18 protein-coding genes, 3 tRNA genes and 1 pseudogene are annotated in these 21333 nt (G+C 61.9%); 3 read left to right on the plus strand and 19 right to left on the minus strand.

Features of this window, described 5'->3' with window-relative positions:
* Positions 1 to 8 precede the first annotated feature (8 nt).
* The 3 genes from G7009_RS10320 to G7009_RS10330 are packed head-to-tail and all read right to left on the minus strand — an operon-like array spanning position 9 to position 2739.
* Positions 9 to 881, minus strand: a complete 873-nt coding sequence (locus tag G7009_RS10320) for a rhomboid family intramembrane serine protease (RefSeq protein ID WP_181129894.1) — start codon at positions 879 to 881, stop codon at positions 9 to 11.
* Positions 878 to 1849, minus strand: coding sequence for a metallophosphoesterase (locus G7009_RS10325; protein ID WP_181129895.1), 972 nt, complete (start codon positions 1847 to 1849; stop codon positions 878 to 880). Before G7009_RS10325 ends, G7009_RS10320 begins: the two co-directional genes overlap by 4 nt.
* Positions 1849 to 2739 (minus strand): NAD(+) kinase, encoded by an 891-nt coding sequence (locus tag G7009_RS10330; protein WP_181129896.1) that lies wholly within the window; start codon positions 2737 to 2739, stop codon positions 1849 to 1851. Before G7009_RS10330 ends, G7009_RS10325 begins: the two co-directional genes overlap by 1 nt.
* Before the next feature lie 237 nt (positions 2740 to 2976).
* Here G7009_RS10330 and G7009_RS10335 point away from each other — a divergent pair, with 237 nt between their 5' ends.
* On the plus strand, positions 2977 to 3921 hold the full coding sequence (locus G7009_RS10335) for a DUF1853 family protein (RefSeq protein ID WP_181129945.1): 945 nt from the start codon (positions 2977 to 2979) through the stop codon (positions 3919 to 3921).
* 264 nt (positions 3922 to 4185) lie between these two features.
* Here G7009_RS10335 and G7009_RS10340 read toward each other — a convergent pair whose 3' ends face one another.
* The 5 genes and pseudogenes from G7009_RS10340 to G7009_RS10365 all read right to left on the minus strand — a co-directional run bounded on the left by G7009_RS10340 (position 4186) and on the right by G7009_RS10365 (position 9720).
* On the minus strand, positions 4186 to 5136 hold the full coding sequence (locus G7009_RS10340) for a 1-aminocyclopropane-1-carboxylate deaminase/D-cysteine desulfhydrase (protein ID WP_375139546.1): 951 nt from the start codon (positions 5134 to 5136) through the stop codon (positions 4186 to 4188).
* A gap of 83 nt (positions 5137 to 5219) precedes the next feature.
* Complete coding sequence (locus tag G7009_RS10345; protein WP_181129897.1) at positions 5220 to 5483, minus strand: bacteriocin immunity protein; 264 nt, start codon at positions 5481 to 5483, stop codon at positions 5220 to 5222.
* Positions 5476 to 6472, minus strand: a pseudogene (locus G7009_RS28200) (S-type pyocin domain-containing protein). Before G7009_RS28200 ends, G7009_RS10345 begins: the two are co-directional and overlap by 8 nt.
* Positions 6445 to 6990, minus strand: coding sequence for a hypothetical protein (locus G7009_RS28205; protein ID WP_375139547.1), 546 nt, complete (start codon positions 6988 to 6990; stop codon positions 6445 to 6447). Before G7009_RS28205 ends, G7009_RS28200 begins: the two are co-directional and overlap by 28 nt.
* A gap of 693 nt (positions 6991 to 7683) precedes the next feature.
* On the minus strand, positions 7684 to 9720 hold the full coding sequence (locus G7009_RS10365; protein WP_181129901.1) for an NADPH-dependent 2,4-dienoyl-CoA reductase: 2037 nt from the start codon (positions 9718 to 9720) through the stop codon (positions 7684 to 7686).
* Positions 9721 to 9908: 188 nt separating this feature from the next.
* Between G7009_RS10365 and G7009_RS10370 the strand changes: the two genes are divergently transcribed.
* The gene (locus G7009_RS10370; protein WP_181129902.1) at positions 9909 to 11027 is read left to right on the plus strand and encodes a carbon-nitrogen hydrolase family protein; all 1119 of its coding nucleotides are present in this window, start codon (positions 9909 to 9911) and stop codon (positions 11025 to 11027) included.
* Between the two features lie 4 nt (positions 11028 to 11031).
* The gene (locus G7009_RS10375) at positions 11032 to 12117 is read left to right on the plus strand and encodes an AraC family transcriptional regulator (protein ID WP_181129903.1); all 1086 of its coding nucleotides are present in this window, start codon (positions 11032 to 11034) and stop codon (positions 12115 to 12117) included.
* 187 nt (positions 12118 to 12304) lie between these two features.
* Here the strand turns inward: G7009_RS10375 and G7009_RS10380 are convergent, their stop codons facing one another.
* The 11 genes from G7009_RS10380 to accD form a co-directional block, all read right to left on the minus strand.
* On the minus strand, positions 12305 to 13207 hold the full coding sequence (locus tag G7009_RS10380; RefSeq protein ID WP_181129904.1) for a DUF2242 domain-containing protein: 903 nt from the start codon (positions 13205 to 13207) through the stop codon (positions 12305 to 12307).
* 204 nt (positions 13208 to 13411) lie between these two features.
* Positions 13412 to 13488: transfer RNA gene (locus G7009_RS10385), tRNA-Asp, on the minus strand.
* Positions 13489 to 13588: 100 nt separating this feature from the next.
* Positions 13589 to 13665: transfer RNA gene (locus G7009_RS10390), tRNA-Asp, on the minus strand.
* A 79-nt stretch (positions 13666 to 13744) separates the two neighbouring features.
* A tRNA-Val gene (locus tag G7009_RS10395) sits at positions 13745 to 13820 on the minus strand.
* A 190-nt stretch (positions 13821 to 14010) separates the two neighbouring features.
* Positions 14011 to 14784, minus strand: coding sequence for an SDR family oxidoreductase (locus G7009_RS10400; RefSeq protein WP_181129905.1), 774 nt, complete (start codon positions 14782 to 14784; stop codon positions 14011 to 14013).
* Positions 14781 to 15992 (minus strand): O-succinylhomoserine sulfhydrylase, encoded by a 1212-nt coding sequence (locus tag G7009_RS10405; protein ID WP_181129906.1) that lies wholly within the window; start codon positions 15990 to 15992, stop codon positions 14781 to 14783. Before G7009_RS10405 ends, G7009_RS10400 begins: the two co-directional genes overlap by 4 nt.
* 15 nt (positions 15993 to 16007) lie before the next feature.
* The gene (gene purF, locus G7009_RS10410; protein WP_181129907.1) at positions 16008 to 17513 is read right to left on the minus strand and encodes an amidophosphoribosyltransferase; all 1506 of its coding nucleotides are present in this window, start codon (positions 17511 to 17513) and stop codon (positions 16008 to 16010) included.
* A gap of 42 nt (positions 17514 to 17555) precedes the next feature.
* Entirely contained in the window at positions 17556 to 18110 is a 555-nt protein-coding gene (locus tag G7009_RS10415) for a CvpA family protein (RefSeq protein ID WP_181129909.1), read from the minus strand.
* A 168-nt stretch (positions 18111 to 18278) separates the two neighbouring features.
* Positions 18279 to 18944, minus strand: coding sequence for an SPOR domain-containing protein (locus G7009_RS10420; protein WP_181129911.1), 666 nt, complete (start codon positions 18942 to 18944; stop codon positions 18279 to 18281).
* Positions 18928 to 20235: a bifunctional tetrahydrofolate synthase/dihydrofolate synthase gene (folC, locus tag G7009_RS10425; protein WP_181129913.1), complete on the minus strand. Its 1308-nt coding sequence runs from the start codon at positions 20233 to 20235 to the stop codon at positions 18928 to 18930. Before folC ends, G7009_RS10420 begins: the two co-directional genes overlap by 17 nt.
* Positions 20232 to 21128, minus strand: coding sequence for an acetyl-CoA carboxylase, carboxyltransferase subunit beta (gene accD / locus G7009_RS10430; RefSeq protein WP_181129915.1), 897 nt, complete (start codon positions 21126 to 21128; stop codon positions 20232 to 20234). The genes folC and accD overlap by 4 nt, the downstream gene beginning before the upstream one ends.
* Positions 21129 to 21333: the final 205 nt, after the last annotated feature.

Raw genomic sequence — 21333 nt, forward strand, 5'->3', positions numbered from 1 at the left:
TCCCAAGATCAAGCGGTTAGTTTACGCCGTGCCATCGCCCCGCCCAAGAGCCCGCTGAGGCAGCCGACCAGCAACCCTGCGACATGCGCCGAATTGGCGATCTGGCCAAAGCCCAGCAGGCCGATGACGCCGGACAGGCACACCAGCAGCCAGACGAGCATGCTCGCCACGGTCCCGCGGGGCAGTTGGTAGTGCGTATCGGGTGCCAGCCGCTGGTACAGCCAGACATGCCCCAGCAGTCCGTAAAGCACGCCGGACAAGCCGCCGAACAGGCTTGGCCCGCTCATCCAGTGCTGGGCGAGGTTCGATACCAGGCTGAAAACAAGAGTCAGCCCCAGCAGCACCCAGGCGCCCTGGCGCGCTTCGATGCGGCGTCCGAGCTCCCAGTACCAGAGGCTGTTCATCGCCAGGTGCAGCAGGCCGAAGTGGATCAGCATCGGCGATACCAGGCGCCACCACTGGCCGTCGGCCAGGCCTTGGGCCAGCGGTGTGAAATAGAGGTACTCGCCGCGCACCTGAAACTCCAGGAAGGTGAACCAGCGCAGGCCCTGCAGGCTGTCGCCCAGTCCCGTCAGGGCCGCGACCACGAAGGTGAGGATCAGTACGGCGGCGGTCATCCGGCTGGCCAGCAGTCGCTGGACCAGACCAGGCGACTGGTCTTCGAGGGCATCCCCTTCGAGCACGGTATCCAGCTCGGCATTGCCGTCCGGATACCGCTGATACAGCTGGCGGACGTCCTCGGCCAGCGCCTCGGCGACCCAGAGCACCTGCTCTTCGCCTTCTTCGCTGACCCGGTGCGGCACCTGCAGGCGCCGAAGCAGTCCAACGAAGCCGCTGAGATCGACGGCCAGCGGCAGGCGCATGAGTTCTATCACGTTCATTGATTGGCCTGCGGACGGTCGACATCGACCCAGACGAATTTGTGGGAATCGAGGCGGGTTTCGTGATCCAGCCGGTAGGCGACCATCTTGCCGTACAACACGGCGCTGTAGTCCAGGCACGCCAGGTTGGCGCGGATCGGCGAGGGCCGCCCGCTACGCCAGTAATGGCCCACGAACAGCAAAGGCTCGTCCTCGGGATAACGCAACAGGGCACTCTTTTCGCTGTGGCTCAGCGGCGTGCTGGCCACGGTCTCGGGCAAGGCATCGGGCTGGAAGACGATATCGCCGTAAGTCTGCGGATCGTCTTCCCAGAACTTGGTGCGAAAGAAGGCGCGGGTCAGGCCGTCGCCGCCGGTCAATGTCAACCCGTCGGGAAGACGCATGTCGGTGCCGCGCAACAGGCGGTTGCAGACGGTCGCGGCGAAACTGCCGGGCACCGAGGAGGCCTGGATGAAATGCTCGTCGACACACCCATCGGGGTGTTGCAGGCGCAGTTGCTCGATCAGGCGCGGATCCCAGCAGGCATGGACCAGACGAAAGCGCCCGGCATCGACGAACAGCGGCAGTTCATGGAACCACTCGAGGAAGTCGTGCCAGTCGCCAGGGTGCTGGGCGAACTGGGTAAGGGTTTCTTCGATCAGCCGGGCATGCCGTGGCGTGTGCTCGCGAACATAGGTCTTGCCGCTACCTGGCAGCGCCGGGGTCACCCAGCCCAGTGCGTTGTATTCGTGGTTGCCCATGATGCAATGGGCCTGGCCCGCCGCGACCATGTCGTGGACGATATGCAGCGCCTCGCGGATGCGCGGGCCGCGGTCGAGGATGTCGCCGAGGAACAATGCCTGGCGGAACGCATGCCGCCATACGCCGCCCACGCGTTTGTAGCCGAGGGTGTCGAGCAAGCGTTCCAGGGTCAGCGCACAACCGTGCACGTCGCCGATGATGTCGAAACTTCGCGCCGGATCGAGCATCAGTCGCCTCCACCTCCCAGGCGACTGCCCCAGCCGAGCTTGGTGCGGCAGACCTCGTAGTAGTTATGGTCCAGCGGGTGGATCAGGCGCAGTTTCTGCGGTTTCTTTTTCACCGTGATGGTATCGCCGGGGGCGCAGGTGAAATGGTTCTGCCCGTCGCACGAGACTTGCGGGTAGATCTGCAGGTCGTTGGACACCACGATCTTCAGCTCGCTGTTGCCATCGACCACGATCGGTCGCCCCGACAGGGTATGCGGATACATCGGCACGATGACGATGGCATCGAGCTTGGGATGCATGATCGGGCCGCCCGCGGACAGCGCGTAGGCGGTGGAACCGGTCGGCGTGGCGACGATGAGGCCGTCGGCCTTCTGGCTGCAGACGAACTGACCGTCGATGTAGATCTCGAACTCGATCATGCGGGTGGACTTGCCAGGGTGCAGGACGACGTCGTTCAGCGCATCGCCCTGACCGATGGCCTCGGCGTGACGGCGTACCTCGGCCTGCAGCAGGAAGCGGTTTTCCACCAGGTAGTGGCCGTCGAGCACCTCGGCGACCTTGATCTCGAGCTCGTCGGGGCGGATGTCGGTGAGAAAGCCCAGGTTGCCTCGGTTGATGCCCAACACCGGGATATTGTGCCGCGCCAGGGCGCGAGCGGCGCCAAGCAGGCTGCCGTCGCCACCGACCACGATCACCAGGTCGCAGACCTCGCCAAGCAGCTTGCGCGTGGAGGTCTGCAGGCCATGGCCGGGCAGTACCTCGGCGATGGTGTCTTCGAGGATCACATGCAGATGGCGATCGAGGAGGAATTTTTTCAGTCGGCGAATGGTGTCGAGCACCTGCGAGCTGCCAAGGCGTCCGATGATACCGATATTACGAAATTGCTCCATGGGACTCCTGCAAGGCTCTGCGGCGTGTAGATGGCGCGTGGCGCCCGATGCAGGGATTATGGGCGAAAGCGCCGGCCAGCGGCAAACCGGCTATGCTCGCAGGATGAATCCTTTCCTCTAACTCGGCGACCTGCCTCGCCGGCGCAATGCAACGCGGGGTGCAGATCATCCGTGGCCGCAGACGCAGTGATCACGGACGAAACCGCCTGCCAGCAGCAAACCGGCTATGCTCGCAGGATGAATCCTTTCTTAAAACTCGGCGACCTGCCTCGCCGTCTGCGCCAGTCGGCGGTCCGTGATCTGGCGTGGGTCATCATCAGCGCGCCGCTGCTTCGGCACCCCTCCTGCTCTCAGCGTCATCCCTTGGCCGGCAGCGCCTGGGCTGACGATCCTGAACGTCTGAGCCGCTGGTTGCTGGAACTCGACCGACAGAGCGAACCGCTGCTGACCTGGCTGGCACGTATCACCAGCCATCGCCTTGGGTTGTATTACGAAGGGTTGTGGCAATTTGCACTGAGCCAGGCGCCGGACGTCGAGCTGCTGGCAGCCAACCTGGCGATCCGCAACGGCGGGCACACGCTGGGCGAACTCGACCTGCTGGTGCGTGACCGGGACGGTGTGCACCATCTGGAACTGGCGATCAAGCTGTACTTGGGCCCACCCCATGGTGGTGGCAGGAATCCGGCCCGCTGGCTGGGGCCCGGCTGCCATGACCGGCTGGACCTGAAGTTGGGGCACCTGATGACCCATCAGTTGCCGATGTCATCGCATGCACAGGCTCGCGAGGCGCTGGCCGGGCTGGGGATAGATAAGGTCCAGGCATCGCTGTGGCTGGGTGGCTTTCTGTTTTACCCCTGGCCAGGCGACGCCGAAACCCCTGCTGACGCTCATCCCGGACACCTGCGCGGACGCTGGCTGCATCGGCGTGACTGGCCACGCTACCGCGCCGAGTGCCCGCCAGGCGTCTGGCAGCACCTGCCGCGTCATGCCTGGCTTGCACCGGCCCGATTCGAGGCAGACCAGTGCTGGACACAAGGGTGCCTGGACGAATGGCTGCTGAGCCTGCCCCCGCTGGCGCCAGCGAAACTGCTGGTGCGGCTAGAGCGTGACGCGACGGATGCCTGGCAGGAGGCGGAACGGTTGTTTCTGGTTGCGGACAGTTGGCCGCTTCTGCATGCCTGAGAATGCTCGCTATAGACGCCAAACGGCCTCGGCCAGCGCTTGCCCCAACGCCAGACGGTCAGGAAAAGCGATTGATGTGCAGTACCGTGGTTCTCTCTTGATTCCTGGCATCTTCGTGCAGCTTATGGCCTCGTCGCGGGACAAGCCCGCTCGCCACCAGGAATGCGTTCCTGCTGCACCGCGTACCGGTGGCGAGCGGGCTTGCCCCGCGACGAGGCCATAAGCTGCGCAGGAAATCCTGAAGCCAAAAGACAAGCCTCAACGCTAGAGGATCGAATGCCTTCCTGACTGGCATTGCGCTTCATCCGACTCCGGCGCCTGCGCATAGCCACGCCGCCCCTGCAAACCACCTGTATGCACGAAGATCACCCGCATGCCAGGCGCAAACGCACCGCTTTCGACCTGCTCGCGCAATGCCAGCATGGCCTTGCCGGTATAGACCGGCTCCAGCGGCATGCCGCATTGCCGTTCGGTCGTATCCATGAACGCCAGCAGCCTGTCATCGACCTTGGCAAAACCGCCTCGGCAAGCGTCATGCAGGACATAGCCATCCGTCCCGGCCAAGGCGTGCACGGTCTCCGGCACGCCGTGATCACGTGGAACCGCCAACGCACCATGAACAATGCGACCACTCGCCTCCGCCAGAACGATGCCGGCCAAGGTGGTTCCGGTACCGGCAGGCAGCCACCAGGCGTCATGGTCATCCCACCCCACGGTCGCCAATTGCGCCCTCGCCTGCTCCACGATCAATGCACAGCCCGACACCCCTGCCGCCCCACCGCCGCCTTCGGGGATGCAATGCCAACCTGGGTACGAATGCTGCCACGTCAGCCAGAAGTCGGGATGGTGGCGCGCCCGGTAGCCAGCGTATCCCAACCAATGCAGACGCATGCCCAGGGCTTGCAGGTCGCGCACCGTCGGTGTGTCTCGAGGTTCTCCGCGCAGCAGGCCGACGGTAGCGAAGCCGAAGCGCTGGCCAGCCGCCGCCAGGGCATGCAGATGATTGGAATGGTTGCCGCCCAGGCTGATCAGGCCTGGCGCGCCCCTGGCAGCGGCCTGCTGAAGATGATCGCGCAGCTTGAACCACTTGTTGCCGCTGATCAGCGGATCGATAAGGTCGAGGCGCAAGACTGCCACCTCTACACCTGCCTGATCGAGCCAAGGCAGGTGCAGGGGGTGCAAGGGAGCCGGGGGTAACTCGGGTAAAGCCAGCATCGTTGAGCCTGATGGAGTGTTCGGATAGCGATAGTTTACAGCTGCCTCCCGAGATCTGATGCGGTGTAGTTCCAGCGCGTTGTTCAACCAGCTCTGAAGCCCGGTTTGCCATTGGCAGCGCGCCAAGCCTTCACTGACTGAACGATTCCAGCAGGGGAAGAGTCTTCTCCTTTCAAAGGGTAATAAATAAGGTCACTGCCTTGAGGGTGCTCGCTCACCTTTTCGAAGTGAGAGAGTAACTCGTCATGCCTGGCCTTACTTTCTACATTTACAAACCAGATATCCTGCACAAGCTCTGCAAACTCATCCTCTGTATACTTTTCAAACTTACCCCACAACTTAACCATTTTTCACCTCCGCATGAATTTCAACGTGCCGCTTGGGAGTCACTATTCGCACATTATCCATATCGTACACATCCCCTCCCCTCGAGATAAATTCACGTGATGTATTTCAAATTTTTTATTTCCCCCAGCAGCATGTACCTTACTTACCTTAGGAGCATAGCCCTCTTCATCAACCCTGGATTTTGCGGACTAAACTGCCTTGCCAATTTCACATCAGCTGCGACTAGCTTCCAAAACGCCTCCCTAAATGACGAAAGTTTCTAAATTCTTTCCCACGAAGCTGCTGCGCTATCTGCATCGGAATAGCCGCCCCCTTTCCCCTTGAGGACGCCACTAACCACCGACTCGAAACCAGTTGCCCCTTCCCGCTTGCAACGACCGGATAATCCCTGGGTGTTGCAAACACTGCATACAACGGCGGAATGCCGGAGTCCGCTGGAAAAACAAAAATGTAGTCATCGAATACAGCTTCGGCAACCTCAGGATAGGTGTCTATGCGGCCTTCGACTGGCCTGAAGGCTGCGCCTTCGTAAACAGGTAAGTTGCTTCGGGAGGGTCGCGGTCGAGTGGTTGCCTGGAGTAACAATTGGGGTCCAGATCAAGGTTCTGTCAGGCATCTCCGGCATCGAGACGCTGTAGACATTCTGTGCTGCATGATATTGCGCAGCAATCACTGGAACGCCTCCCGACACCACACTCGCGTCTGCTGGAATGACGATTGCCTGTGTCTGCCCTTCATCCCCAGCCTTGAAACCGATGCGTACGGGGAGCTGAGTCGTACCATTACTAGCTGAGATTGAGTGGAAATCGATGGATGGCAATGCACCCAGGTCTGCCAGCGGCAATGTAAGAGCAAATCGGCCCGGCAACTCGCCATTGCCCAATTTCGTTGAATAGATTAACGCGCTGACGCCGACCAATAGACCCGAGGCGGTGCCCGCAACGAGTTCAGCCAAACCGGCTATGGATGTCCGTATCGCTGCCTGCAACGTGAGCGTGACACCTTTCGCAGCCGAAATCGTTCCTGCTGCCGCAAGGATTTGCGCTTGTGACGCGCTGGTCTTCCCATCGGCGCGAAGCGTATTGGCAATGCTTTCCCTCTTGCGCTGCTCCTTAACCTCTCAGCTCTGTTTTGAGCCAGGCGCGCCGCCGCCTTTGCTGCAGCCTGCGCCTGTGCAATTGCCACTGCTTCTGCCTGTGCTTGCGCAATTGCCGCTGCCTCTGCTGCCGCCTGTGCTTGAGCTGCTGCTTCTGCCTGTGCTTGCGCAGTCGCCGCTGCTTGTACCTGCGCTGCGGCTGCTTGTGCCGCTGCTTCTTGGGCTTGAATTCGAGTGAGTTTTTCTCGAAGCGCGGCCGATTGCTCGTTCAATCTTGTTAGCGCCTCACTTGCAAAGCGCCGCCTGTAGGCTGCTTCATGGGAAAGCTGAGAAAATTTACGTAAATCACCCAGATCGCTATGTCCACTCATCCGCTGGGCAATTATGCTTATCCGCTGTTTAAGCGACATCGATAAGGGGGGCTACCCCGTAAAATTGATCTGCGGTAGCCGATAATTCGTTTATCTGCGCCCGTTTGCTGGCGGCGAGCGTTTCCCGCAAAGCGAGTTCTCTCTGAATCCCTTCTGCTGTGTCATTGTCCTCAGCACACCTGAGCGAGCGAGTGATAACTCTTGAGCCAGATTGGCATCAACGAGCAAAAGGCTCGCCTGAAACATTTTGTCCCAATGGGTCAGCGCACTAACCATGAGTGGGCCAAACTGAAACACCTCGGAAACAGGCGGCCTTTTCCATCTGCCCAACTGATATTGAAATCACCTATAGGCGGTTGCGCTCCTATATAGGTAGGAGAAAGTTCTATCTGTTTCTTCGCCACATCGTATCCTTCGCACAGACGAGTCTAACCTGCGGCTTCACAGTGGCTCTTGCCGAACTAGAAACTGGAGTTATCGCTAACGCATGCCATCACGAAAAGCCAAAAAGATCCAATTCATGACCAGCGACAATATGGACATAAGCCACGAAAAAGCTCTAGACACGAAAACAAATAACAATCTATAAAAGTAACGATAAATTTCAAAGAAAGTAAATCATGTAACACACTAAGCATTAATTATTTTTTATAGGAAACACATCAAATACAAGTAAGAAATAGATGTTAAAAAAGGGCGACAATCGCCCTTTATTCACCCATTCGCACTGATTTACAAAACGGCCGCCAACCGCGAGCCTTGATTGATCGCCCTCTTCGCATCCAGCTCCGCCGCCACGTCCGCACCGCCAATCAGGTGCACGGTCTGCCCCGCCGCGAGCAAACCTTCCTGCAGCTCGCGCAAGGGGTCCTGACCCGCACAGATGATCACATTGTCCACCGGCAGCAGCTGGGGCGAGTTATCGCCGATGCGGATATGCAGCCCCTGGTCGTCGATTTTCAGGTACTCGACGCCGTTGAGCATCTGCACATGCTTGTTTTTCAGGCCGGTGCGGTGGATCCAGCCGGTGGTCTTGCCCAGGCCGTCGCCGACCTTGCTGGCCTTGCGTTGCAACAGGTAGACCTGCCGCGCCGGGGACTGCGGTTCGGATTTGATGTCCGCTACGCCCCCGCGGGCCTGCAGCGCGGTATCGATGCCCCACTCTTTCCAGAAAGCGTCGCGATTCAGGCTGGTGGTCACGCCTTGGTGAACCAGGTATTCGCTGACATCGAACCCGATGCCACCTGCACCGATGACGGCGACACTCGCGCCCACCGGTTCATGCTCACGCAGCACGTCGAGGTAGCCAAGCACCTTGGGGTGGTCGATGCCATCGATTGCCGGCAGGCGGGGGGTGACGCCTGTGGCGAGGATGATCTCGTCATAGCCGCCCGCCACGAGGGTTGCCACGTCGGTGCGGACGTTCAGGCGCAAGTCGACCCCGGTGCTCTGCAATTTGCGATCGAAATAACGCAGGGTCTCGTAGAACTCTTCCTTTCCAGGTACTTGTTTCGCGACATTGAATTGCCCGCCGATTTCGCTGCTGGCATCGAACAGCGTCACCCGATGGCCACGCTCGGCCGCCACGCTGGCGGCAGCCAAGCCTGCCGGCCCGGCACCGACCACGGCGATTCGCTTGGGCTGCGTCACTGGCAGATAATTGAGCTCGGTTTCATGGCAGGCTCGCGGGTTGACCAGGCAACTGGTCAGCTTGCCTGCGAATGTATGGTCCAGGCACGCCTGGTTGCAGCCGATACAGGTATTGATGTGATCGGCGCGTCCGGCAGCGGCCTTGTTGACGAACTCGGGATCGGCGAGGAAAGGCCGGGCCATGGAGACCATGTCGGCATCGCCCTCGGCCAGTACCGCCTCGGCCACTTCGGGCGTGTTGATGCGGTTGGTGGTGATCAGCGGAATCGCCACCGAACCGCGCAGCTTGGCGGTGACCTTGCTGAAGGCCGCTCGAGGCACCTTGGTGGCGATGGTCGGGATACGCGCCTCGTGCCAGCCGATACCGGTGTTGATCAGGGTGGCGCCAGAGGCTTCGACCGCCTTGGCCAGCTGGACGATTTCTTCCCAGCTGCTGCCGCCCTCCACCAGATCGAGCATGGAAAGGCGGAAGATAATAATGAAATGCGCTCCCACGGCTTCGCGCACGCGTCGGACAATCTCCACGGCCAGGCGCATGCGGTTTTCATAACTGCCGCCCCAGCGATCGGTGCGCTGGTTGGTGTGCGCCGCCAGAAACTGATTGATGAAGTACCCCTCGGAACCCATGATTTCGACGCCATCGTAGCCAGCGTCCTGGGCCAGGCCCGCGCAGGTGACGAAATCCTGAATCTGTTTCTCGATGCCTGCCTCGTCCAATTCTCGCGGCTTGAACGGATTGATCGGTGCCTGGATCGCGCTGGGCGCAACCTGCCGGGGACTGTAGGCGTAGCGTCCGGCATGCAGGATCTGCAAGCAGATCTTGCCGCCCGCGGCATGCACTGCTTCGGTGACAATGCGGTGCTTGTCGGCCTCCTCGCGTGTGCTGAGTTTGGCCGCCCCGGAATACACCCCGCCTTCATCGTTCGGTGCGATCCCCCCGGTGACGATCAGCCCCACCCCACCTCGCGCGCGCTCGGCGAAATAGGCCGCCATGCGCTCGAAGCCGCCGGGGCGTTCCTCCAGCCCGGTGTGCATGGAGCCCATGAGGGTACGGTTGCGCAAGGTGATGAAACCCAGGTTGAGCGGAGCAAGCAGGTGCGGGTACTGTTCGGCGGCCATCGGGGACTCCACGGCTGGCGTGATCACGGATCGTGGGCACCTCGCTGGAAGGCGGGGCCCATCATTTGTCTGGCCCTGACATTAAACGCCCGTTTGAACGCACTCAATGACCGAAAGTGACAACTTATTGATCCGAGTGCACAGCAGGTCTACCCTTGGAAGCTCATTTTTCGAGGCAACCTGGCTTCATGCGTAAATTCCTTGCAGGCGCTTTCGCGCTGATGGTAATCGCTGCAGTGTGCGGCTATGGCTTCTGGACCCAGCAGCGGCCCCAAGGCCATTACCTTTCGGACCTGCGCATCGAGCTGGCCATCGACCAGGGTGTGCCGAGCGGCAGGGGCAACCTGCTAGGTATCGAGCCTCTGTTGTTTCCTGGTGACTACCAGAACCTGCGCCGCTTGCACCGCAAACTCTCGGCTTACCTGGAACAGGCCCGCAACCGAGGGCTGGTCAATGAACGCACCGTGGTGATTCTGCCGGAACATATCGGCACTTGGCTGTGGGCCAGGGGCGAGAAGAACGAGCTCTATCAGGTCACCCAGCGCCGTGAAGCCTGGCAATGGCTGGAGCTGAGCAATCCCTTGCGCTACGGCTTGGCGATGCTGGCGGCGACTGGCGACGACCGCCGCGCCGACGCCCACCTGCGCATGAAGGCCGACCAGATGGCCGCCGACTATCAGCAACTGTTCGGTGGGCTCGCTCGCGAGTTCGGGGTGACGCTGGTAGCGGGCTCCATCATTTTGCCTGCCCCTTACATGGAAAACGGTGTACTGCGCGCCGGCGATGGCCCGCTGTTCAACAGCAGCCTGGTATTCGCCACTGATGGTACGGTGCTGGGCCGTCCACAGCGCCAGCGCTACCCAGATAGCGAGACCCGACGCTACATCGATGCGGGTCAGCGCCAGCCGCTGCAAGTCCTGCCGACACCCGCCGGGCGTCTCGGGGTACTGGTCGGCAGTGACAGCTGGTATCCGGAGAACTACCGCCAGTTGGCGGCGCAGTCAGTGCAGTTGATCGCCAACCCGGTGTTCCTGGGTGGCAAAGGCAGCTGGCATTCAGCTTGGCGCGGTAACCGTCACCAGCCAGCGACGGCGGGATTGTCGGTGCGCCAGGGTGAGGTCAGCGAGCAGGAGGCATGGCAACGCCTGAGCAAGGCGGCCAGTCCGGGGGCGACGAGCATGAGCGTGTTCCTGCGTGGACAGTTCTGGGAGCTGGGTGCTGACGGCCAAGGCTTCGCCAATCATGACGGCGTGCAGTTGAGCGGTGAGCCCCGCGAAGGTGCTCGTCTGCTCAACCTGTGGTTGTGAGGCCATGCCTCGGCCCCGTGTCCGTTTGGGTGACCTTTCAGTAGGGTTCGTGCAGCCTCTGACGGAGACGTTGAGCCAGCTAGGGCACGATCCTACGACCCTCTTGCGCCGATACGGGCTGGATCCGGCACGCCTGGCCGAGGTCGGCGCGCGCTTGTCGATCCCCCGCTACATGCACCTGGGCCATGCGGCCATCGAATTGAGCGGCGAACCGGCGCTGGGGTTACAGATGGGACGCCGCAGCCGACTGGCACAGGCTGGCCTGGCTGGCGTTACCGCCGCCCAGGCGCCGACTCTGGGTGAAGCCGCCCGCACGCTGTTGCGCTTCGAACCGCTCTATGCCGCCAATTATCGTGGCCAGTCGAGCTTTCTGGCTGACGGTCGAGGGGCGTGGCTGCGTTTCTACTCGATCAGCCCGTACAACACCTATAACCGCTTCGTGGTCGACTCACTGCTGGCTGGCTGGTTGGCCCAGTTGTCGGATCTGGTAGGCATCGCAGTGCGGGCCGAGCGCCTGGAAATCGAGTTCGAGGCACCGGACTACGCAGGGCACTATCAGGTGCTATGCAACAACCCGGTCCAATTTGCAGCGCAGACCAATCAGTTGCGCCTGAGCAATGCGACCCTGGCCTTGACCAACCCACAGCACTGCCCAAGCACCTGGCATCACCTGCTGCAGCTGTGCGAGGCAGAACTGGCACAGCGCACCCGCGTACGGAGTCTGGGCGAGCGCATCACGCACCTGTTGGGTCCTTTGCTCAGCGGAGGCCGCGAACCCGACCTCGAAGAAGTCGCCCGGCGTCTGCAACTGCCGACCTGGACTCTGCGCCGTAAGCTGGCGGAGGAAGGCACGCAATTTCGCAGCCTGCTCAATGACACACGACGCGATCTTGCCGAGACCTATATCCGCGATACGGAACTGGCCTTAGGAGAGATTGCCTATCTGTTAGGGTTCGCATCGGCGGAGGCCTTTCAGCGCGCGTTCAAGCGCTGGACCGGCCGCACACCCGGGGAGTTTCGTCGCAGTCACCGCCAGACAGGTCAAAGCTCGGTAGCGTCGTCTACCGGCTCAGGTGGGTCCAGTTCGTAGGCGTGAAATTCCAGCAGTTCTTCCTGATAATCATCCATCGTCCGGCTCCTCTACGCCTATTGCCCAAGGTTCATGTCATCAACCTAAATCGCGATGATGAAGGAGTGATGACATGTCTTTGAGAATTAAACGTAGCAGGGGTTCTGGAAATTATCCGCCAGGGCTGTAGCAATCTGTTTCGGCCGGGTCAGCCCTGGGTTTCTTCCTGGGAGGTCGCCACAGGCACCTGCTCGGGTACGGGCGCTGTTTGCTGTACTTCGATTGGCGCTGGCTCCGCCGGGGGTACGATAGGCTGTGAACCCCGGCTATCGTCGACTATCGGTGCAGCAGGTATCTCGCTGGCAGGTGCCGGGTCAGCAGGTGCAGCTGGGGCAAGCTCAGCCGCTTTCGACGTCTCGCCGGCAGGCGACGGCCCGTTCGCCGCGACGGCAGCAGGCGTTTCAACGCCGATTTGCGTAGCGGACGGGACCATCGCGGCAGGAGCAGGTCCCGGCAGGCCGAGATCGGCGGCTGGAGACGCGTCTTTTGGTGTTTCGGGCTCCGGGGCCGGAGTCGCCTTCTTCTCGTTCGGCAAATAGCTCTGGACCAAGGCGAAGTATCGCTCGTAGAACTGCGGCGAAGTGACGGTCTCGCTCGCGACCTTGACCATCGAGTCATCGGAGGAGCCGATCGGCATCGACAGCGATCCCAGTACGCCAACACCCAGACTGGCCGAAGTGTTGGATTTCTTCAGCGCATAGCGATCCTGCAAGGCATTGGCAAACATCGTCGACCGCTGCTGGTCGCCCCTGTCGGGTGCGCATGTCACGGAGAAGCTGATCTGCAGGTGGTTGTCGCTGTTCTGCTGGAAACTCTTGTTGCCGTTGATCTGGCTGCCATCATTGCTGGTGATGATATAGCCCTGGCTGAGCAACGCTCGTCGAGCGGCTTCGCACGAACCCGTGTCGCTCACGGGAAAGCTGCGGGAAAAGGTCCCCGAGTCATCGAAATTCTCGTGCTCGTAGATGGCGGCTTTCTTCGAGGAACAGCCGGAGGCACCCGCCAGCACAAGGGCCAGCCCGAGTGCGCCGAAGACGGTTGATTTGGACATTGGGAATCCCGGGAAGACGAACGATCGATGCCTATTGTGCAACACAAGGGAAGGGACTGGAACCGCCGCCTGTGGCCTTGAAGGTTCGGATTGGCGCATGTATCGGTTTCGCCAGTAAATACGAGAGAACCGCGAAAACAAAAAAAGCGACCCGAAGGTCGCTTTTCTTGTGCTTCAAGGCGTTCAGTAACCTTGAAGCGAATATGGCGCAGCGGACGGGACTCGAACCCGCGACCCCCGGCGTGACAGGCCGGTATTCTAACCGACTGAACTACCGCTGCGTATCGCACAAGCTTTCGCCTGATTGAAACTGGGACCTGGTCAGAAGGCTTCGGTGCCTTAGGACCTCAGATCGGTGACAAGCACCCATCTGGAGAAAAGTGGCGCAGCGGACGGGACTCGAACCCGCGACCCCCGGCGTGACAGGCCGGTATTCTAACCGACTGAACTACCGCTGCGCATAGTGGACTTGCGTCCTGTTCCTCTCAATTAGGAAGCTTCTTGCGAAGTCTCCTGGGTCAGGAACATCTCAGGAAGTGGTGGGTGATGACGGGATCGAACCGCCGACCCTCTGCTTGTAAGGCAGATGCTCTCCCGGCTGAGCTAATCACCCTTTACATCGTGTTGCTTGTTGCGTGTTGCGTTTGCTTCGCTGAGGCCGCGAAATTTACGCAGGTACCGAACCTAAGTCAATACCCCTGTTGAAGTTTTTTTTAAAAACCTTGAAAAAGGCACTTTTCGGGGAGGTCACGATTCGTGGCTGCAGAGGAGCGAAATGAAGGTATGGCTGTATTTTATCCTGCCTACGCATAGATCATCTTGCGAGTCATGCCACCATCGACCAGAAACTCCTGCCCCGTGACGAACCCCGAATGCCGTGACAGCAACCACGCCACCATGGCTGCCACATCCTCCACCGTACCGACGCGGCCGCTCGGGTGCTGGGCATGGTCCGTATCGGTCAGGGGCTCGGCCCGGCGTTGCGATGGGTCACGCGCATCGATCCAGCCAGGACTGACGACGTTGACGCGGATTTCCGGCGCGAGGCTGATGGCCAAGGCATGAGTCAGGGCGATCAGGCCTCCCTTGCTCGCGGCATAGGCCTCGGTATCGGGCTCCGACTGCCAGGCTCGCGTCGAACCCAGGTTGACGATGGCTCCACCATGGGCCCGCAGATAGGGCGCGCAATGCTTGGCAAGCAGCATGGGACCGCTCAGGTTGACCGCCAGTACACGGTTCCACTGCGCCAGAACGAGACTTTCCAGGGTACCGTTGTGCGGGTCGGTGATCGCCGCATTGCACACCAGGGCATCCAGGCGCCCGAACTGGCCCAGCACTTCGGCGACTCCGGTGATTACCTGCCCCTCATCGGACACGTCCATGCCGACGAACCAGGCATTGCTCCCCAGCGCCTTGGCGACCTTGGCGCCGCGCTTGCGGTCCAGGTCGCCCAGCACCACCTGCCAACCCTCGCAGATCAGCCAGGCCGCGATACCAAGACCGATGCCGCGCGCGGCACCGGTGACCAGTGCAACCCGACCGTTATGGGTCGGATCGCCGCCCTTCCAGTCGATCACAGCGCCGCCAGCCCGCGCATCAGGTCGGCTTGCAGGTCAGCCACGTCTTCCAGGCCGACAGCGACACGGATCAGGCTGTCACGGATACCCGCCGCCTCGCGCTCCTGCGGCGACAGCCGCCCGTGCGAAGTCGTGCCCGGATGCGTGATGGTGGTCTTGCTGTCACCGAGGTTGGCGGTAATGGACATCAACCGGGTGGCGTCGATGAAACGCCAGGCCCCTTCCTTGCCACCCTTGACCTCAAAGCTCACCACGGCACCGAACCCGCTCATCTGGCGCTTGGCCAGTTCGTGCTGCGGATGGCTCGGCAAGCCAGCGTAGTGCACCTTGTCGATGCCCTCCTGCTGCTCCAGCCATTCGGCCAGCACCTGGGCACTCTCGCAGTGGGCGCGCATGCGCAGCTTGAGCGTCTCCAGGCCCTTGAGGAACACCCAGGCATTGAACGGACTCAGGGTGGGGCCTGCGGTGCGCAGGAACCCCACCACTTCCTTCATCTGCTCGCTACGCCCGACAACCGCGCCGCCCATGCAACGGCCTTGGCCGTCGATGAACTTGGTCGCCGAGTGCACGACGATGTCGGCACCGAGCTTGAGCGGTTGCTGCAGCGCCGGCGTACTGAAGCAGTTGTCCACGACCAGCATCGCGCCGCGGCCATGGGCGATCTCGGCAAGGGCGGCGATATCCACCAGTTCGGCCAGCGGGTTGGAGGGCGACTCGACGAACAGCAGCTTGGTATTGGCCTTGATCGCCCGCTCCCAGCCTTGCAGGTCGGCCAATGGCACGTAGTCCACTTCGACGCCGAACCGCTTGAAGTACTTTTCGAACAGGCTGATGGTCGAGCCGAACACGCTCTGCGATACCAGCACGTGGTCGCCGGCACTGCACAGCGCCATCACCGTGGACAGGATGGCCGACATGCCAGTGGAGGTACCCACGGCCTGCTCCGCGCCTTCCAGCGCCGCCAGGCGCTCTTCGAACGCCCGCACGGTCGGGTTGGTGTAGCGCGAATAGACATTGCCGGGCGTCTCCCCGGCAAAACGCGCGGCAGCATCGGCAGCCGTGCGGAAAACATAGCTGGAGGTGAAGAACAGCGCATCGCTGTGTTCGGCCTCCGGTGTGCGGTATTGACCGGCGCGTACCGCCAGGGTGTCGAAGCCGACACCCTCGAGGTCGCTGTCCAGTCGACCGGCATCCCATTTATCAGTCATGCCGTCGCTCCCAGATCAATTGTTGTAGAGGTCGATGATCGCGCTGACGGCCTGGTTCTTGACCTTGGCCAAATCGTTGCGCGATTGCTCAATGCGCTCGAGGTAGGCCTCGTCGATATCGCCGGTCACGTATTGGCCGTCGAATACCGCGCAATCGAATTGCTCGATCTTGATCTTGCCACCACCGACCGACTCGATCAGGTCCGGCAGGTCCTGATAGATCAGCCAGTCGGCACCGATCAACTCGGCCACCTGTTCGGTGGTACGGTTGTGGGCGATCAGTTCGTGGACACTCGGCATGTCGATGCCGTAGACGTTGGGGTAACGCACGGCAGGCGCCGCGGAGCAGAAGTAGACATTCTTCGCCCCCGCTTCGCGAGCCATCTGGATGATCTGCTTGCAGGTGGTACCACGGACGATGGAATCGTCCACCAGCATCACGTTCTTGCCACGGAACTCGAGCTCGATGGCATTGAGCTTCTGGCGCACCGACTTCTTGCGCGCGGCCTGGCCCGGCATGATGAAGGTCCGGCCGATATAACGGTTCTTGACGAAACCTTCGCGGAATTTCACGCCCAGGTGGTTGGCCAGCTCCAGCGCGGCCGTACGGCTGGTGTCCGGGATCGGGATGACCACGTCGATGTCGTGCTCGGGACGCTCGCGCTGGATCTTCTCGGCCAGCTTCTCGCCCATGCGCAGGCGCGCCTTGTACACCGACACACCGTCCATGATCGAGTCCGGACGGGCCAGGTAGACGTGCTCGAAGATGCACGGCTTGAGCTCTGGCGCCTTGGCGCACTGACGAGTGTGCAGCTGGCCTTCTTCGGTGATGTAGACCGCTTCGCCCGGGGCCAGGTCACGGATCAGGGTGAAGCCGAGCACGTCCAGGGCCACGCTTTCGGACGCGATCATGTACTCGACGCCTTCGTCGGTATGACGCTGGCCGAAGACGATCGGACGGATGCCGTGGGGATCGCGGAAGCCGACGATACCGTAGCCGGTCACCATGGCCACTACCGCATAACCACCGACGCAGCGGTCATGGACATGGGAAACCGCGGCGAACACGTCTTCCTCGGTCGGTTGCAGCTTGCCGCGCACCGCCAGCTCGTGGGCGAACACGTTGAGCAGGACTTCGGAGTCGGAGTTGGTATTGACGTGGCGCAGGTCCGACTCGAAGATTTCCTTGGCCAACTGCTCGACGTTGGTCAGGTTGCCGTTGTGCGCCAGGGTGATGCCATAAGGCGAGTTGACGTAGAACGGCTGCGCCTCGGCCGAGGTCGAGCTGCCCGCGGTCGGGTAGCGCACATGACCGATACCCATGTGCCCGACCAGCCGCTGCATGTGCCGCTGCTGGAAAACATCGCGCACCAGACCATTGTCCTTGCGCAGGAATAACCGGCCGTCATGGCTGGTCACGATACCGGCAGCGTCCTGGCCGCGGTGCTGGAGGACCGTAAGCGCGTCATACAGCGCCTGATTGACGTTCGACTTACCGACGATACCGACGATGCCACACATGCGACGCAACCCCTACTTTGATGAAACTTGAGTGAAGAGTACTCAAGGCGTGGAAGGCCCGAGCAACTGTTCCTTGAACGGAAGATCAGCGGGTACGCCGACCCCACTGGACATCCACTGGCCGGTCATACCCAGGATAAGGTTCTTCGACCAGTCGGCGACCAATAGAAATTGTGGCAACAGGCGTGATTCCTGCCACCAGGGATCCTGCTGCACCGGCCCCAGGCTCAACAGGCCGACGGCTACCACGACCAGCAACCCCCCGCGCGCGGCACCGAAGGCCATGCCGAGGAAACGGTCGGTGCCGGACAGCCCGGTCACCCGGATCAGCTCGCCGATGAGAAAATTGACCATGGCTCCCACCAGCAGGGTGGCGACGAACAGAATGGCACAACCCGCGATAATGCGCGCCGAAGGCGTCTGGATATAGCTTTCCAGGTACTGCGACAGCGATCCGCCGAACATCCAGGCAACCGCACCGGCAATGATCCAGGTGAGCAAGGACAGGGCCTCCTTGACGAAGCCGCGCTTGAGACTGATCAACGATGAAACGGCGATGATCGCGATGATCGCCCAATCGACCCAGGTAAATGCCACGTTGCTGCCTGCGAACGGATAAGGCGGCGCATTTTACCAGAGCGGCAGGCCGGGGGTAAGCCGTAATACCAGTCTGTGGAGACCGTATGGCCGCGCCCTGCCCTGCATGACTTCGTGCGTCTGTCCCTGTTCCACGTCTACAAGCCCGGGCATGAGCCCAGGCGTGCGTCAGCCGCGCTCCGGCTGGAAGCGTACGACAAACCCCTTGAGCTTCTGCTGGCGATTGATCACGTCCCGCAGGCGCTCGGCCTCGGCGCGCTCGATCACAGGCCCGACGAAAACTCTGTTCATGCCGCCGGCCGAGCGGATGTAGGCATTGTAGCCCTGACTGCGCAACGCTTTTTGCAGATTGTCGGCGCCCGTGCGATTGGACAGGCTGGCCAACTGGATGGACCAGCTCACCGGCAGGCCATTGCCATCGACCTTGGACGACTGCGCGGGCTTCGACGCGCTCGCCGTGGCAGCAGGCGGAGACGCCGGCGCCGGCGCCTTGGCCGCGGGCCCCGTCGACTTGCCGGCCGAGGCCTGCGCCTGGGGCGCCGGAGAGATCGGCTGACTTGGCGGCGCGACCGGGGCCGTGGATTCGTCGATCACCACGGGAGCTTGCTCGGGCTGCGCCTCGGCCTCTGCCAGCACTTGCGGCTCGGGCACCTGGACGGGCTCGACCTGCACCTGGGGCGGGCTAGGCATGGCCGGCGCCTGAGGCGCGTCCACCTGTACCTGGCGCATTTCGTCCTGACGAGTGAAGAGCATCGGCAGGAAGATCACCGCCAGCGCCACCAGCACCAACGCCCCGACCATGCGCTGTTTCATTACCTTATCCAGCACTGCCATCTGCCCCACCCTCCGCGGCTTGCCGTTCGAGCCACTGCAATGCCTGGCCGACACAGAAAAACGAACCGAACAGCAGGATCTGATCATCCGCCGTCGCCTGCGCGCACTGCCCCTCAAGGGCAGCCTCGACGCTGGCATAGGACTTCACCACAGCGCCGAGGTTCGCCAAGGCATCGTGCAGTTCCGTGGCAGGACGGGAACGCGGAGTATCAAGGGGCGCCACGGCCCACTCATCGACCAACGCCTGCAAGGGTTCGATAACGCCCTCCAGGTCCTTGTCGGCCAGCAGACCGAAGACAGCCAGGCGACGGCCCGCGATGGGACGCGCAGCCAGGCGGCGCGCCAGATACACGGCGGCGTGGGGGTTGTGGCCCACATCGAGCAGCAATGACAACGGGGTGCCCCGGAAGATCAGGGTGCGGCGATCCAGGCGGCCGGTGACGCGCGTGTCGAGCAATGCCTGGCGGACCCGGTCCGCTTCCCAGGGTACATCGGTAAGCAGGAAGGCCTGCAACGCCAGCGCGGCGTTTTCCATCGGCAGGTCCAGCAGCGGCAGGTCACGCAACTCGACGGCCTGACCGGTCGCATCGACGCCCCGCCACTGCCAGCGATCATCGGCGATGACCAGGTCGAAGGCATGGCCGCGCAGGAAGAACGGACATGCCAGTTGCTCGACCTTGTCCAGCAAGGGCTGTGGCGGATCGAGATCGCCACACAGGGCCGGCGCGCCTGCGCGGAAGATACCGGCTTTCTCGAAGGCAACCGACTCGCGGGTATCGCCCAGGTAATCGGCATGGTCGACACCGATACTGGTCACCAGCGCCAGGTCGGCATCTACCAGGTTGACCGTATCCAGACGCCCGCCCAGGCCGACTTCGAGCACCACCGCATCCAGCGCCGACTGCCTGAACAGCCAGAAGGCCGCGAGGGTACCCATCTCGAAATAGGTCAGGGAGACCTCGCCGCGCGCGGCCTCCACGGCGGCAAAGGCCTCGCACAGCTGGGCATCGCTGGCTTCGCGACCATCGATGCTGACCCGTTCGTTGTAGCGCAGCAGGTGCGGCGAGCTGTACACGCCGACTTTCAGTCCCTGGGCGCGCAGCAGGGACGCCATGAACGCACAGGTCGACCCCTTGCCGTTGGTGCCGGTAACCGTCACCACGCGAGGCGCCAGCCTGCCCGGCCCAAGGCGCTCGAACACCTGCTGCGAACGAGCCAGCCCCATGTCGATGGCCGACGGATGCAGTTGCTCGAGGTAGGCGAGCCACTCGCCCAGGGTCCGTTGGCTCATGGCGCGACGTCTGCCGCCTCCAGGTCCATCCGAGGGGTCGGCTGACCGGTCATCTGCGCCAGCAGGCGCGCCAGACGAGGACGCAGCTCTTCGCGCGAGATGATCAGGTCGATTGCGCCGTGCTCCAGCAGGAATTCGCTGCGCTGGAAACCTTCCGGAAGTTTTTCGCGCACGGTCTGTTCGATGACGCGTGGACCGGCAAAGCCGATCAGCGCCTTCGGCTCGCCGACGATCACGTCACCGAGCATCGCCAGACTCGCGGACACGCCACCATAGACCGGATCGGTCAGCACGGAGATGAACGGAATGCCTTCTTCGCGCAGGCGGGCCAGCACGGCGGAGGTCTTGGCCATCTGCATCAGGGAAATCAATGCTTCCTGCATGCGTGCGCCACCGGACGCGGAGAAGCACACCATCGGACAACGGTTTTCCAGGGCGTAGTTGGCGGCACGTACGAAGCGCTCGCCGACGATGGCACCCATGGACCCGCCCATGAAGGAGAACTCGAAGGCGCTGACGACGATCGGCATGCCCATCAGGGTACCGCTGACCGATACCAGCGCGTCCTTCTCGCCCGTCTGCTTCTGTGCACCGACGATGCGATCCTTGTACTTCTTGCCGTCACGGAATTTGAGGCGATCGACCGGCTCCAGGTCGGCACCCAGCTCGGCGCGCCCTTCGGCGTCGAGGAAGATGTCGATACGGGCACGAGCACCGATACGCATGTGGTGGTTGCACTTGGGACAGACGTCGAGGGTCTTTTCAAGCTCCGGACGATACAGCACGGCCTCGCAGGACGGGCATTTGTGCCACAGGCCCTCGGGCACCGAGCTCTTCTTGACCTCGGAACGCATGATCGATGGGATCAGTTTGTCTACCAACCAGTTGCTCATGCTTTCTTTCTCCAGTATCGGCAGGCGGCGGATCCGGTCTGCCAGACCTCGCCTCTGCCCTTGAGCTCACATTCTTCTATGAAACGATGATGGACCGGCCCAGAGAGCCCGCACGCGGCGATACTGCTGGCTACCGTGCCATCGTCAACTGTAGGGTGGCGCCCTGGGCGCCACCGGCTTCTATCGGCCACCCCTCGGCATGGCC

The organism is Pseudomonas capeferrum, from assembly GCF_013523055.1.
Classification (GTDB): Bacteria; Pseudomonadota; Gammaproteobacteria; order Pseudomonadales; family Pseudomonadaceae; genus Aquipseudomonas; species Aquipseudomonas capeferrum_A.

Coding starts and splice junctions, on each gene's coding strand:
- G7009_RS10335 (WP_181129945.1), top strand. CDS start 2,977: ATGAATCCTTTCTTAAAACTCGGCGACCTGCCTCGCCGTCTGCGCCAG.
- G7009_RS10320 (WP_181129894.1), bottom strand. CDS start 881: ATGAACGTGATAGAACTCATGCGCCTGCCGCTGGCCGTCGATCTCAGC.
- G7009_RS10340 (WP_375139546.1), bottom strand. CDS start 5,136: ATGCTGGCTTTACCCGAGTTACCCCCGGCTCCCTTGCACCCCCTGCAC.
- folC (WP_181129913.1), bottom strand. CDS start 20,235: ATGAGCCAACGGACCCTGGGCGAGTGGCTCGCCTACCTCGAGCAACTG.
- G7009_RS28205 (WP_375139547.1), bottom strand. CDS start 6,990: ATGTCGCTTAAACAGCGGATAAGCATAATTGCCCAGCGGATGAGTGGA.
- accD (WP_181129915.1), bottom strand. CDS start 21,128: ATGAGCAACTGGTTGGTAGACAAACTGATCCCATCGATCATGCGTTCC.
- G7009_RS10405 (WP_181129906.1), bottom strand. CDS start 15,992: ATGACTGATAAATGGGATGCCGGTCGACTGGACAGCGACCTCGAGGGT.
- G7009_RS10420 (WP_181129911.1), bottom strand. CDS start 18,944: ATGGCAGTGCTGGATAAGGTAATGAAACAGCGCATGGTCGGGGCGTTG.
- G7009_RS10380 (WP_181129904.1), bottom strand. CDS start 13,207: ATGTCCAAATCAACCGTCTTCGGCGCACTCGGGCTGGCCCTTGTGCTG.
- G7009_RS10325 (WP_181129895.1), bottom strand. CDS start 1,849: ATGCTCGATCCGGCGCGAAGTTTCGACATCATCGGCGACGTGCACGGT.
- G7009_RS10375 (WP_181129903.1), top strand. CDS start 11,032: ATGCCTCGGCCCCGTGTCCGTTTGGGTGACCTTTCAGTAGGGTTCGTG.
- purF (WP_181129907.1), bottom strand. CDS start 17,513: ATGTGTGGCATCGTCGGTATCGTCGGTAAGTCGAACGTCAATCAGGCG.
- G7009_RS10345 (WP_181129897.1), bottom strand. CDS start 5,483: ATGGTTAAGTTGTGGGGTAAGTTTGAAAAGTATACAGAGGATGAGTTT.
- G7009_RS10365 (WP_181129901.1), bottom strand. CDS start 9,720: ATGGCCGCCGAACAGTACCCGCACCTGCTTGCTCCGCTCAACCTGGGT.
- G7009_RS10370 (WP_181129902.1), top strand. CDS start 9,909: ATGCGTAAATTCCTTGCAGGCGCTTTCGCGCTGATGGTAATCGCTGCA.
- G7009_RS10330 (WP_181129896.1), bottom strand. CDS start 2,739: ATGGAGCAATTTCGTAATATCGGTATCATCGGACGCCTTGGCAGCTCG.